This is a genomic window from Peribacillus sp. Bi134 (assembly GCF_918698065.1).
Lineage (GTDB): Bacteria > Bacillota > Bacilli > Bacillales > DSM-1321 > Peribacillus.
On the sequence record NZ_CAKKLN010000002.1, the window covers coordinates 32,501 to 46,586 of the forward strand.

The 14,086-nt window shown below is 40.8% G+C and carries 12 protein-coding genes and 4 tRNA genes; 15 read left to right on the forward strand and 1 reads right to left on the reverse strand.

Annotated elements, in window-relative coordinates:
• Nucleotides 1-104 precede the first annotated feature (104 nt).
• The 15 genes from LQ188_RS03135 (at nt 105) to rlmN (ending at nt 13,419) form a co-directional block, all read left to right on the forward strand.
• Nucleotides 105-1,397 carry an adenylosuccinate synthase gene (locus LQ188_RS03135; protein ID WP_230176026.1) on the forward strand — a complete coding sequence of 431 codons (1,293 nt, stop codon included), beginning with the start codon at nt 105-107 and terminating at the stop codon, nt 1,395-1,397.
• A gap of 275 nt (nt 1,398-1,672) precedes the next feature.
• Nucleotides 1,673-1,748: transfer RNA gene (locus LQ188_RS03140), tRNA-Lys, on the forward strand.
• 8 nt (nt 1,749-1,756) lie between these two features.
• Nucleotides 1,757-1,828, forward strand: a tRNA-Glu gene (locus tag LQ188_RS03145).
• Between the two features lie 23 nt (nt 1,829-1,851).
• Nucleotides 1,852-1,927: transfer RNA gene (locus LQ188_RS03150), tRNA-Asp, on the forward strand.
• 29 nt (nt 1,928-1,956) lie between these two features.
• Nucleotides 1,957-2,029: transfer RNA gene (locus tag LQ188_RS03155), tRNA-Phe, on the forward strand.
• A gap of 412 nt (nt 2,030-2,441) precedes the next feature.
• Nucleotides 2,442-3,860 (forward strand): M23 family metallopeptidase, encoded by a 1,419-nt coding sequence (locus LQ188_RS03160; RefSeq protein WP_230176027.1) that lies wholly within the window; start codon nt 2,442-2,444, stop codon nt 3,858-3,860.
• Between the two features lie 281 nt (nt 3,861-4,141).
• A complete protein-coding gene (gene yycF / locus LQ188_RS03165; RefSeq protein ID WP_034316131.1) occupies nt 4,142-4,849 on the forward strand; it encodes a response regulator YycF in 708 nt (235 codons plus the stop codon).
• A 5-nt stretch (nt 4,850-4,854) separates the two neighbouring features.
• The gene (gene walK / locus LQ188_RS03170) at nt 4,855-6,687 is read left to right on the forward strand and encodes a cell wall metabolism sensor histidine kinase WalK (RefSeq protein WP_230176028.1); all 1,833 of its coding nucleotides are present in this window, start codon (nt 4,855-4,857) and stop codon (nt 6,685-6,687) included.
• Complete coding sequence (yycH, locus tag LQ188_RS03175; RefSeq protein ID WP_230176029.1) at nt 6,684-8,015, forward strand: two-component system activity regulator YycH; 1,332 nt, start codon at nt 6,684-6,686, stop codon at nt 8,013-8,015. The genes walK and yycH overlap by 4 nt, the downstream gene beginning before the upstream one ends.
• Nucleotides 8,002-8,799 carry a two-component system regulatory protein YycI gene (gene yycI, locus LQ188_RS03180; RefSeq protein ID WP_230176030.1) on the forward strand — a complete coding sequence of 266 codons (798 nt, stop codon included), beginning with the start codon at nt 8,002-8,004 and terminating at the stop codon, nt 8,797-8,799. Before yycH ends, yycI begins: the two co-directional genes overlap by 14 nt.
• Before the next feature lie 6 nt (nt 8,800-8,805).
• On the forward strand, nt 8,806-9,600 hold the full coding sequence (locus LQ188_RS03185; protein ID WP_076368488.1) for an MBL fold metallo-hydrolase: 795 nt from the start codon (nt 8,806-8,808) through the stop codon (nt 9,598-9,600).
• Nucleotides 9,601-9,872: 272 nt separating this feature from the next.
• The gene (locus LQ188_RS03190; protein ID WP_230176031.1) at nt 9,873-11,093 is read left to right on the forward strand and encodes a S1C family serine protease; all 1,221 of its coding nucleotides are present in this window, start codon (nt 9,873-9,875) and stop codon (nt 11,091-11,093) included.
• A gap of 176 nt (nt 11,094-11,269) precedes the next feature.
• Entirely contained in the window at nt 11,270-11,431 is a 162-nt protein-coding gene (locus tag LQ188_RS03195; RefSeq protein WP_101223962.1) for a CxxH/CxxC protein, read from the forward strand.
• 361 nt (nt 11,432-11,792) lie between these two features.
• Nucleotides 11,793-12,272, forward strand: coding sequence for a 23S rRNA (pseudouridine(1915)-N(3))-methyltransferase RlmH (rlmH, locus tag LQ188_RS03200; protein WP_101223961.1), 480 nt, complete (start codon nt 11,793-11,795; stop codon nt 12,270-12,272).
• A gap of 79 nt (nt 12,273-12,351) precedes the next feature.
• On the forward strand, nt 12,352-13,419 hold the full coding sequence (gene rlmN, locus LQ188_RS03205; protein ID WP_101223960.1) for a 23S rRNA (adenine(2503)-C(2))-methyltransferase RlmN: 1,068 nt from the start codon (nt 12,352-12,354) through the stop codon (nt 13,417-13,419).
• 61 nt (nt 13,420-13,480) lie between these two features.
• On the opposite strand, the gene LQ188_RS03210 is transcribed toward rlmN, so the two are convergent.
• A complete protein-coding gene (locus tag LQ188_RS03210) occupies nt 13,481-13,813 on the reverse strand; it encodes a heme oxygenase (protein WP_230176032.1) in 333 nt (110 codons plus the stop codon).
• Nucleotides 13,814-14,086 lie beyond the last annotated feature (273 nt).

The following is a 14,086-nucleotide window of genomic DNA, read 5'->3' on the forward strand; positions in this document are numbered from 1 at the left end:
ATTTTGTATTGACTTCCAGTTTGGATTATTGATAAAATAGGTTTGTTTGATAAGAACCGGTTAATGATCGGTATTACGTGAACCTTTGGAGGTGCTTTATTCAGATGTCATCAGTTGTAGTAGTCGGTACACAATGGGGAGACGAAGGTAAAGGTAAAATAACAGATTTTCTATCCCAGAATGCGGAAGCCATCGCTCGTTATCAAGGTGGGAATAATGCAGGACATACAATAAAATTTAACGGCGTTACCTATAAACTGCATTTAATTCCGTCAGGGATTTTTTATAGTGATAAGATTTGTGTCATTGGAAATGGTATGGTGGTTGATCCAAAAGCTCTTGTAGAGGAGCTTGCTTATTTACATAGCCATGGGGTGAGTACGGATAATCTTCGTATTTCAAACCGTGCACATGTCATTCTTCCTTACCATATCAAATTGGATGAAGTCGAAGAAGACCGTAAAGGCGCCAACAAAATTGGAACGACTAAAAAGGGAATCGGCCCTGCATATATGGACAAAGCTGCTCGTAACGGAATCCGCATGGCAGACCTTTTGGACCGTGAAATTTTCGAGGAAAAATTGTCTCAAAATCTTGTCGAAAAAAACCGTATGTTTGAACGTTTCTATGAAACGGAAGGTTTCAAAATCGAAGATATCTTGGAAGAATACTATGAGTACGGACAACAAGTGCAGAAATATGTTTGTGATACATCCGTTGTATTGAATGACGCACTTGATGAAGGAAAACGGGTATTATTCGAAGGCGCACAAGGTGTTATGCTTGATATCGATCAAGGAACATACCCATTTGTCACTTCATCTAACCCGGTTGCAGGTGGAGTTACGATCGGTTCTGGTGTAGGTCCTACGAAAATCAACCATGTGGTTGGAGTATGTAAAGCATATACAAGCCGTGTGGGCGATGGTCCTTTCCCTACAGAATTACATGATGAAGTCGGCAACCAAATCCGGGAAATTGGCCGGGAATATGGTACAACTACAGGCAGACCACGCCGTGTAGGCTGGTTTGACGCTGTTGTCGTTCGCCATGCTCGCCGTGTCAGCGGGATTACCGATTTATCATTGAACTCTATTGACGTATTATCAGGTCTTGATACGGTCAAAATTTGTGTGGCTTATGACTACAAAGGCGAGATCATTCATGAGGTTCCAGCGACTTTGAAAGCGATTGGCGAATGTAAACCAGTCTATGAAGAGCTGCCAGGCTGGTCAGAAGACATCACAGGCTGCAAATCATTGGATGAGCTTCCAGAGAACGCTCGCCATTATGTAGAGCGCGTATCTCAATTGGTAGGCATTCCTTTGACCACTTTCTCTGTCGGTCCTGACCGCAACCAAACTAATATCGTGAGAAGCCCTTGGCGTCTAGCGTAATTCATGAAAAAGGAGCTGGCTTTTTTTGCCGGCTCTTCTTTCGTTATTAAGATCAATGCATCATCTGTCACGTTCGGGAGGTCCAGGATACCGAATGAATGGATTAAACTGTAGGGAAAATGAAAAAGATAAGAAAAAAATAATTTTATTTCAAAAAACTATTGCCTAAACTATACTAACCATGATATTATCAAAAGCGTCGTCACAATAGAACAAGCGATTAACAAGCTGCAGATGTTAAGTTCACATCATGCAAAGAAACATTTCATTAGAACGAGCCATTAGCTCAGTTGGTAGAGCATCTGACTTTTAATCAGAGGGTCGAAGGTTCGAATCCTTCATGGCTCACCATTTTTTCCGGCCCATTGGTCAAGCGGTTAAGACACCGCCCTTTCACGGCGGTAACACGGGTTCGAATCCCGTATGGGTCACTTCTTTATATAAATTCTTTACTGGTCCCGTGGTGTAGCGGTTAACATGCCTGCCTGTCACGCAGGAGATCGCGGGTTCGATTCCCGTCGGGACCGCCATTTTATTTTTATACTAAAATAGAATATTTGGCTCAGTAGCTCAGTCGGTAGAGCAAAGGACTGAAAATCCTTGTGTCGGCGGTTCGATTCCGTCCTGAGCCATCCTTTAATAAACGCCTTTCCTTAAGGGCGTTTTTTTGTTTTGCATTCAGATGTATTTTGAATGAAATACTGTTAATGGATTGTTAACATTTTGTAACATTCCAATTTAGACCAATTCGGCATATAAACCGCTTTTGGCCTTGCTGGGCTTAGGTCCACTCCCTTTTCCGCAGTTTATTGAAACTTTCCCATTACCGTATTTATTGGTACATGTTGTCACCATTTATACAGTTCTATTACATTATGAAGTCTGTTTCTTGTTTTTTTTCTTAATATGGTAGAGTTATGAGTGATAAAAAATCATTATAGCAATCAGTCATGAGCATGTTGATATTTAAAATGGACTAATAAAACTCGAAATAAATTTGATTAGTTTCTTAATTGGTGACTGAGCCGTTAAGGAGGACAATATATGTTTAGCTCAAAAGGTAAGGGGATCATCATGTTGATGGTTTCCGTCATTTTAGTGCTTGCAGGAAATCGGGCAACTGCTGCTGGGCTATCGGAAACTGCAACCATACAGCATGTTTATCTTAACGATGAGTTCGTCGGAAGTGTCACGGATGAAACGGAGATCGAAAAGATCGTAGCCGATAAAGTAGAAGAAGCACAGGAAGACTATCCTGACTTTACATTCGATAAGGAGACACAGCTGACTTTTGTACCTGAAGAGGTATTCGATGAAGAGGTAAAAGAGGATCAGGCTGTTAAGGGAATTCAAGATCAGTTGAATGTGAAGGCAGAGGCGTATGAAATCGACATAGATAATCAGGCGGTCGCTTATGTTGCGTCAAAGGAAGATGCCGAGGACGTTCTGGAGAAAATCACTTTATTATATGTAGATGAAGAGGAATACGCTGAATACGAATCAGGTAAAAAAGAAAGTGAAAAAGATTTGGATCCGTTAAAAGAGTCAGGAAGTAGAATTCTGGACATCGAATTTTCACTTCCAGTTACGTCTATAAAGACAATGGTATATCCAGACGAAATCAAGAGCGTCGATGAAACCCTCTCCATGATAGAAGAAGGAAAGGAAGAAACGACAATCTATGAGGCTAAGGAAGATGAAGACCTTGAAGCCATTGCCACTAGGCATGATATGGACCTGGGTCAACTGCTGGAGCTGAATCCGGGACAGGATGAGAACAAAGATGTTAAAGAGGGCGAACGTCTCTATGTGACCCAGCGTACCCCCTATTTGAACGTTATGGTAGAAAGAGAAGTATTTAAGGAAGAGAGAATTCCTTTTCAAAAGAAAGTGAAGGAGGATGACGAACTCCTTAAGGGCGAGATCATTACTGAACAAATAGGGAATGAGGGGATTCTTGCGTTCACCTATAATGTATCTGAAACAAACGGAAAGAAAATCAGTGAAACGATCGTAAAAAAAGAAGTCACGGAAAAAGCCAAAACAGAAATTACCAGAAAAGGCACCAAGGTCATTCCTTCACAGGGAAGCGGTACATATTCATGGCCTGCAGATGGGGGCTATATTTCCAGTAAGCAGGGCCAGCGATGGGGGAAACTTCATAAAGGTATTGATATTGCCCGGCCAACCACCAGGACAATAACGGCAGCAGATCATGGGATAATCGAAACTGCAGGAAACTCCGGAGGATATGGAAATAAGATAACGATCAATCATAATAATGGATATAAGACAGTGTATGCCCATTTGGATTCAATAGATGTAAAAGCAGGACAAAAGATTGAAAAAGGCATGAAAATCGGCATGATGGGTTCAACAGGGCACTCGACTGGTGTCCACCTCCATTTTGAAATATATAAAAATGGGTCTCTCGTTAATCCGCTAAACTTTATAAGTCAGTAACCAGTGGAAGTCTTCGAAAAATATTCGAAGACTTCTTCTGCTTCATACATAGATGAGAATAATAGGAAAAAGGTGATTTAATGCCTATAAAATGATAAAGTAGAATAGAGACAATTTGCTTTCATTTCCGGTGTTCAGCCCCTTTTATTGGGTATATATATGTAAGTTTGCTGAACTAGGTTGCGAAGATTGGTGCAAGCAGAAGGAAAAGTGAATAAGGTCCCGGATAAGGACACGGTTTTTAATAGATTCAGTTCAGTTATTAAAAAGGAGATAAGTACATGGATAAAAAGATTCTGGTAGTGGATGACGAAAAGCCAATTGCTGATATATTACAATTCAATCTAAAAAAAGAAGGCTATGAAGTTTTTTGTGCTTATGATGGCAATGAAGCCCTCAAAATGGTAGAAGAACGGCAACCTGATTTGATTTTACTTGATATCATGCTGCCGCAGCGCGATGGGATGGAAGTTTGCAGGGAAGTAAGAAAGAAGTATGAAACGCCGATCATCATGTTAACGGCAAAAGATTCAGAGATAGATAAGGTCTTAGGATTGGAGCTTGGTGCAGACGACTATGTGACAAAGCCATTTAGTACCCGGGAAATAATTGCCCGCGTTAAGGCGAACCTAAGACGTCAGCAAGCTGTTCCGGTTCCCGATCAAGAAAATGAACCGAAGGAAATTACGATAGGAACGCTCACAATCCATCCGGATGCCTATGTGGTTTCCAAACGGGGCGATACGATTGAATTGACGCATCGCGAATTTGAGTTGCTTCATTACTTAGCGAAGCACATCGGTCAGGTCATGACAAGGGAGCATTTATTGCAAACCGTGTGGGGCTATGATTATTTCGGGGATGTGAGGACGGTCGATGTAACGGTCAGACGTCTTCGTGAGAAGATTGAAGACAATCCAAGCCATCCTGGCTGGATTGTAACTAGAAGAGGGGTCGGTTATTACCTGCGTAACCCTGAACAGGAGTAGTTTCTATGAAAAAGGTTGGTTTTTTTCGCTCAATCCATTTTAAATTTGTTCTGATTTATGTTTTGCTCATTTTCGTAGCAATGCAAATAATCGGGGTATATTTTGTTGGGGAATTGGAAGAAAATCTTGTTGGGAACTTTACGAAATCAATAAAAGGCCACGTTAACCTGCTTACCTACAGCATTGGTGAAGAAATGGAAAAAGAGAGGGGAGAGGAAGATCCAACCCTCGAAGAAGCGATTGATACGATATTGACAGACCGGGATAATTCATCGAATGATATTTCGGAAGTACGTGTCATCGACACCCGCAGCAGACGCGTGATCGGAACTTCAGCCCCAGGTAACCAGGATATTGTAGGGAAGAAGACAACAGAGGTCCTTATTAAGAATACGCTCATTTATGGAAAAGAAGATAATGATATATTCCGGGATAAGAAAACAGGCAGACGGCTCTGGGTCCTTTCGACACCCGTTGAAGCAAATGGGGAGGTCATTGGCGCCGTCTATGTAATAGCTGAGATGGAAAATGTCTTTGAGCAGATGGATGAAATCAATAGCATCTTCATGACGGGTACGGCCATCGCCTTAGTCATTACGGCCATCTTGGGGATCCTGCTCGCACGAACGATCACTAGGCCAATGTCTGATATGAGAAAACAGGCACTGGTGATGGCGAAAGGGAATTTCTCCAGAAAAGTCAGGGTATATGGCGATGATGAAATTGGCCAGCTTGCCGTCACTTTCAATAATTTGACCAAAAAGCTTCAAGAGTCGCAATCAAGTACAGAAGGAGAGCGGCGTAAGCTATCATCTGTACTTGCCAATATGACGGATGGCGTAATTTCAACGGACAGGCGCGGTCGGGTGAACTTGATTAATGAACCGGCGGCACAATTATTGAATGTCTCGCGTGAAACCGTCATGAATCAACCGATCATTGAGGTTTTGGGTCTTGAAGAAGAGTATAAATTTGAGGATTTACTGGAAGAGCGAGAGTCCGTAATACTTGATTACAGCAAAAAAAACCGGCCTTTCATTTTGAGGGGGAACTTTTCGGTCATTCAAAAGGAAACGGGATTCGTTAATGGTTTGATTACTGTTTTGCATGATATAACAGAGCAGGAAAAAATCGAGAGTGAACGCAGGGAATTTGTTGCCAATGTATCGCATGAATTGCGAACTCCTCTAACGACGATGAGAAGTTACCTGGAGGCATTGGCTGAAGGTGCATGGAAGGACGAGGAGATCGCTCCATCCTTTTTAAGTGTTACCCAAAATGAAACGGAGCGGATGATCAGGCTTGTTAATGATCTGTTACAGCTTTCGAAAATGGACAGTAAAGATTACAGGCTTAAAACAGGCTGGGTGAATTTCAATAAATTCTATGACCACATCATCGATCGTTTTGAAATGACGAAAAATGATGACATCACGTTTAAGCGTGATTTGCCGAAGGAAGCTTATTTTGTGGATATTGATGAAGATAAAATTACCCAGGTTCTCTATAATGTAATCTCCAACTCATTAAAGTACTCACCTGAAGGGGGTCAAGTGACTTTCCGCGTCAGGGCATCTGATGGCTTTATCATTGTGAGCATTACAGATCAAGGAGTGGGTATCCCGAAAAACGTCATTGATAAAATTTTCGACCGCTTCTACCGTGTGGATAAAGCAAGGGCCCGTAACTTAGGCGGGACAGGGCTTGGTTTAGCGATTGCAAAAGAGATGGTCGTGGCGCATGGCGGGAAAATATGGGCGGAAAGTGTGGATGGAAAAGGAACTACCGTGTTCTTTACACTTCCTTACGAACAGGAAGAAGAGGATGATTGGTCATGAATTTTGAACGTGCAAAAAGTATCATACTGATTATTTTGGTTGGGACAAGCATTTTTTTGACATGGAGCATTTGGACTTACGAGCCTGAATATGATCCATTTGAACAATCGTCGGAATTTATAAAGATTAAAAGCGATGTCCAGATTGTCAGTGATGTCATTAAACCAGTCAGTATCCTTTTCCATGGCAATGGGCAGCATTTCCAGACTTCCAATCCGGCAGAAATGAATGAAATGGAAAAAGAATTTACGCAATGGCGTTTCAGAGGCTTAAAAGAGGTATCCGTAAACAGGCTGCAAAGGAAATTTGATGATTTTGTCCATGAAGATGGGTCGATTGAAATCGAATTTTCCGATGATATACCCATCGCCCTTTATAAAACGGTATTGAATATTACGGATAAGGAAGTGCCTAAATTTTCATTTGACCGAATCATCATTAAACAAAAGGATATCAGCGGAAATGAATCTGCCGTTTATTTTGTTTCCTACGATCAAGAGAAGATTTATCAAGGCATGGTGAACTCTAAAAAACTTAGGAATTTCATGGATTCATTTTATAGGGATTCCTACGATAAGCACCCTGAATACACGGCCGAAACGATAAACAGCAAAAGGACGCTGTTCGTCCCGGAAAATCCAGTGGAGATCAACAGACTTGAGTATTATATTGACTATTTGGATATTGGAAACTTGAAAAATGCATTATTTAATTATCCGAAGTTCGTACGCCAGGAATCCGTTTCGGTCGGTGAGGAATACACGGATGGAACAAGACTAATGACGGTCAATAAAGAGAATTACTTAATTTCTTATATCAATCCGGCACAAAAGAGCAAGTTTTTCGGCAGTTCCAGTGACCTTCTGCAAAAAAGCATCGATTTCATCAATGATCATGCTGGTTGGGAAGATAACAATTACCGCTTTGCCTACATGTCTGAGAATGAACAACGAGTGGTATTCCGCTTATTCGTGAATGGTTATCCGACCTTCAATGATTACGGAATGACTGAAATCGAGCAAATTTGGGGGAAAGAAGAAATTTATAGCTATGACCGCCCGTACTTTTCACTTGACTCAGTCCTCCCGTCAGAAGGAGCCGCAGTGACCTTAGCAAGCGGAAAAGAAGTATTGAAACAGCTGAAATCGAAAGATAATATCGATTTCAAAAGCGTGGAGGACATCTCGATAGGTTATAGATTGAATAAATCCCTCGATTCCAAACTTGTGACTCTAGTTACACTAGAACCCACTTGGTATTATCGTGTAGGCGATAAATGGTTTATTGTGCCTTTTGAAGAAGGAGGCGATCAAAGTGGATTGGAATAATACAAAGTCGATATTCATCATGGTTTTCTTCATTTTGAATATTTTTCTTCTTTATCAATTCCTGGAAAAGATTAATGACTCCCAATTAGAAAGCTTTACGGAGCCTCTTACGGATGAACTTTTGAAAGAAGATGAGATTTCAATAGAAACCCCACTTCCGAAACAAAAGTTGAAGGATCAATTCCTGATAGCCCAAAGCAAGACCTTCGAGAAGAAAGATATACAGCACCTAAAGAATCAAAAAGCAAAAATCATCGATGATAAGAACCTTGTGGGTACATTTAAGATACCGGTTGGCATGAAAGCGGAAATTAATGCTGCTGACGTGGATATATTCCTGAAGGAGTATATATTAAATGGAAGTGAGTATCATTTTTGGAGCTATGATGAAATCAGCCAGACCATAATCTGCTATCAGGTGGCAGATAAAAAGATGTTTTATAATAATAGTAAGGGGAAGGTCACTTTATATCTGAACAAGAAGGGTGAAATCGTCTCCTATGAACAGATGTATTTAGAGGGGATCGAAAAATTCAACAAACCTAAAGAATTGGTATCTGCTTTAACTGCTATTGGAGAATTGTATGATAATGGCGATATCGCCCCCAAAAGCAAAGTCACGAATATAAAATTAGGTTTTTACAATTCGCTGCAGACGACATCTGTGTCACATTTACTTGTGCCAACATGGTGGGTGGTCATTGATGACGAAACGGATCTCTTCGTGAACGCTTTTGATGGAGAGGTCATTGAATTGAATACAGAAGAAAAAATACTGGAGTGAGTATAGATGACAATGCATTTTAGTGTTCTCGCAAGCGGGAGTACAGGAAATGCCTTTTTCGTGGAAACGGAGGATCAATCATTCCTTGTCGATGCCGGCTTAAGCGGTAAAGCCCTGGAAGCGTTGTTTCAGGATATAGGCCGTGATATGTCAAAGCTATCCGGTATCCTTGTTACCCATGAACACAGCGACCATATTAAAGGTCTTGGCGTGGTTGCCAGAAAACATAAACTCCCGATATATGCGAATGCAAAAACATGGAATGCCATGGATCGATCAATCGGTGAAATTGCAACCGAACAAAAATTCACATTTGAAATGGAACAGGTCAAAACATTTGGCAGCCTTGATATAGAATCTTTTGGCGTTTCACACGATGCGGCAGAGCCGATGTTTTACGTCTTTCATCATGAAGATAAGAAACTTGTGGTCATTACCGATACAGGGTACGTAAGTGATCGGATGAAAGGAATCATCTCTAATGCCGATGCATATGTATTCGAAAGTAACCATGATGTGTCCATGCTGAGGATGGGAAAATATCCATGGAGCATCAAGCGCCGAATTTTAAGTGATGTCGGACATGTTTGTAATGAAGACGCCGCCCTAGCCATGAGTGAAGTGGCCGGTGATAAGACCAAGCGGATTTACTTGGCCCACTTAAGCCTTGATAACAATATGAAGGATCTAGCAAGAATGTCGGTGGAACAAACGTTAAAGACAAAGGGGATCATTGTCGGGGAACAGTTTTCCTTATATGATACTGACCCGAAAAGACCAACGGAACTTGTTACATTATAAAATATAAGGAATGGATGAGGGATACCTTGTTCATTCCTTTTTATTTTTAATAATTTCAAATTGTAAGTTACGAATCGGATTAAAAGGGGTATCGTTTGGTTAGAACTGTATAGGTAAAAGGTGAATGGCTGTATATTAGTCAATTTTAAGTTTCCCTTAAATAAAAGCATGCATTTTTTTAGAAAAATTTCGGTAATTGAGTATAATTGAGGGAGGATACCAAACAATAGAATTGCTATAATTCATTCCTAAAATGAGAGGATGGGGCGGTCTTGGGTTATTATGATCAGAATGATGAGAACCAAAATAAACGGAAAAAGAGCCATACGAGCTATTTTCTAGCAGGCTTGGGGGGCGCCATTATCGGGGCCTTACTTATTTTATTGGCCTTTCCGGGAAGTGGACTGTTAAATAACGATGATAACGAAATTACAACGGAAAAATCAACGGGAAGTGAGTCCACGGAGCAGGCTCAGCAAAACCTTACTGTGGATGTAACAAGTGCCGTCACCAATGCCGTTGATAAAGCCAGCGACGCAGTGGTCGGCATCACTAACATTCAGGAAACGAACTTCTGGGGTCAAGGGAGCAACGCCGAGGACAGTTCGGCAGAAGCCGGCACAGGTTCGGGAGTCGTCTACAAAAAAGATGGCGGCAAGGCCTATATCGTCACGAATAATCACGTAATTGAAGGCGCGAATGAACTGGAAGTGACATTAAGTGATGGCACCAAATTGCCAGCTGAACTACAAGGCAGTGACCCATGGACAGATTTAGCCGTCATTGTCGTGAATGGTGATAAAATCAAGACCATTGCAGAATTCGGAAAATCCGGCAAATTGAAACCTGGTGAGCCCGTAATTGCCATTGGTAACCCATTAGGCCTTCAATTCTCTGGATCGATCACACAAGGGATCATCTCCGGTTTGGAGCGCACGATAGAGGTGGATATCAATGAGGACGGCCAAGTGGATTGGAATGCGGAGGTCATTCAGACCGATGCAGCGATTAATCCTGGTAACAGCGGGGGGGCACTCGTTAATATGTCAGGGCAGGTCATCGGAATAAATTCGATGAAGATTGCAGAAAATGCAGTGGAAGGAATCGGTCTTTCCATCCCAATCGATTCAGTTATCCCGATTATTAATGATATAGAGGAATTTGGTGAAGTGAAACGTGCTTTCTTGGGTGTGAACTTGGCATCTGTAGAAGAAATTTCCCAATACCATCAACAAAATACATTAAAGCTGCCAAGGAAAGTTACATTTGGCGTTGCGATAACAGGCGTTCAAAGCAACTCACCAGCATCCAAAGCAGGATTGAAGGAATTTGACGTCGTAGTTGGAATGGATAATGAAAAAATCCATGATGTCGTGGAATTAAGAAAATACCTTTACAATGAAAAACAAGTCGGTGATAAAGTTAAAATCACTTATTACCGTGACGGAAAGAAAGAGACTACGGAAGTCACGCTTTCAAGCAGCGAAATTTAAAGCATAAAAGGACAGGGGGCAGAAAATGCCTGCTGTCCTTTCTATTTCCTTGCGCTTTTCTTATTTTTTGTTACGATTACCTGTGGATATATCCTGAAATTAAGAATCTCAAGTAACTTGTGGATAATTGGGAATGGAAGTACTGGGAATAATGAAGAGGAAAGGAGACATGAAAGATGAAATTATATTGCTGTCAGGAACACGTTGACATGGCGCTGGATGAAGTGGTATACGAATGTGAAACCTATCCTGTTTTAACGCTGGTTTCCGAAGAAAATCAGTTATCAACAACCTGTGAATATTGTCGAAACGTGGCAATATATCTAGTAGGGAACTAATATTCCCATACAAGATGTGGATAGATTTTGTGGATATGTGGATAACTTTTGTGGATAACATGTTTGTAACCTGTTCTTAACATTTTCCGAAGAATAAACTGGAGGGTTGAATTGTTTAAATCAAGCTTTTGGTTGTACGAATAATCAACCATAAATCCAAACTAAGTCCAGCCCAATTTCTTCAATATACATTAAAAAATAATGAAAGTTACCGTTGCCGCTTTCAGGGGCAGCGGTTTTTATTTTTAAAAAATTGGAAAGGATATGCTTGTTTTGCTTATAGGTCACTGTAAGGTATGATAATAGGTAGGCAAATCCAACAATTGATAGTAAAAACATTAATGAAAGCTAGAGGATATATATGAAAATAACGATTATTACTGTTGGCAAGCTAAAGGAAAAATACTTAAAGCAAGGAATTGCTGAATATACAAAAAGGTTAAGCGCCTATGCTAATATAGAACTTGTCGAAGTACCGGATGAAAAGGCTCCGGAGAACCTGAGTGCAGCGGACATGGACATTGTAAAGCAAAAGGAGGGTGAACGAATCCTGGCGAAAGTCAGCCCGGACACCTACGTAATAACGCTTGAGATCAGTGGAAAACAGCTTACTTCAGAGCAGCTGGCCACTCATATGGATCAGCTTGCCACCTATGGAAAGAGCAAAATTGCTTTTATCATTGGCGGGTCGCTTGGGCTTGGCACCGAGGTGTTATCAAGAAGTGATTATGCCCTTTCCTTCTCGAAAATGACCTTTCCTCATCAATTAATGAAACTGGTTCTAGTGGAGCAGATATATCGGGCTTTTCGGATAAATAGAAATGAACCGTATCATAAATAAGAACTGATTCCGGGGGAATTCCCCGTAAGGTTAAAGAGTTAACATTTTAAATTTTAATGTAATGAAAAGAGGGTAACGAATGAATAAAGAGTCCATTTATGGTTTAACATTCGAACAATTGACAGCATGGCTTTTGGACCATGGCCATAAAAAATTCAGAGCTTCCCAAGTCTGGGAGTGGCTTTATAGAACACGTGTGACGAATTTCTCTGAGATGACGGATGTTAATAAAGACTGCATAAAATTACTTGAAGAGCACTTTGTCATCCAGACTTTGACTGAGCACGTTAAGCAAGAATCAGCAGATGGTACGATCAAGTTTCTGTTTAAATTACAGGATGGAAACCTTATCGAAACGGTTATGATGAGACATAAATACGGAATTTCAGTTTGTGTCACCACCCAAGTGGGCTGCAATATTGGCTGCAGTTTCTGTGCCAGTGGATTATTGGCCAAAAGCCGTGATTTATCCAGCGGGGAAATAGTGGAACAAATCATGAACGTTCAACTGCATCTGGATAAATTGGAACAAGGGGATGTTGTAAGCCATGTTGTTGTAATGGGTATTGGCGAACCGTTCGATAACTTTGAAAATATGATAGACTTTTTGAAGGTGCTCATGGACCATAAGGGTCTTGCCATCGCGGCTAGGCGCATTACTGTTTCGACGAGCGGTCTTGCCAATAAGATTTATGAATTCACCGATACCCAATTACAGGTGAATTTGGCCATCTCATTGCATGCGCCGAACAATGAACTCAGGACACGAATCATGAAAATAAATCGAGGTATTCCGATAGAAAAGTTGATGAAATCTCTTGATTATTATTTAGAGAAAACGAATAGGAGAATTACGATTGAATATATCCTATTGAAAGATGTCAATGACCACCAAGAAGAAGCCGAGCAACTCGCCAATCTACTTGAGGACAAAAAACATCGCCTCTATGTCAATCTGATCCCATATAATCCTGTAGATGAGCATAGTCAATACCAAAGAAGTGAAAAAGAGTCCGTTCTCTCGTTTTATGATACGCTGAAAAAGAGAGGCGTAAATTGTAAAATTCGCCAAGAACATGGAACGGATATTGATGCGGCTTGCGGTCAGCTTAGAAGCAAACAAATCAAGAAGGCTGAAGCTAAGTAAATCCATTAAGATAAAACAAAAAGAGGCCGCATATTTTGCGGCCTCTTTTGGCGTGATTTCATTATTTGGCTATTTCCTTTACCGAGGCGACTTCATACGTTGTAAGCTCGCTGCCTAGAATTGGAGATTCTTTTTTTGCATCACCGGAACCAGGTTCAGGCCGTTTATGTGCAGCTTTGAATGCATCGCTATTTCTCCAAGCAGTAAAGTTATCAAGGTTTTCCCAATACATATTAACGCTCAGTTCATCGTAATCCGACAAATTCTGCGTTAATAATACTTCAACTTTTACGAAGCCTTCCATAGTATCAAGTGGACCTGGTGCAGTAAATCCTGGGGCCATGACTGCGCCCATCCCTTTTTTGACTCTGATTCTATTCGTTACGATTATCATAAATCAGCTCTCCTTTTGGACTTCGGTTAGAATCTACACCCTATTTTCCGCAATTTCATACATATTTTAGCATATTGAAAGAAGCAGGGTCCATTTTGATTAACTCGGATCATGAGATCCTGATGACCCTTGTTTTAATGAAGACGGACGCTACATTATATTGAAATAAGGTAATTGGATTTGGATATTACAAGGTTTATCGATGCATATCGCGTATAATAGAACTCTGTATAAGGAAATTACGATTATGGAAACAATAAGGCAACATACTAA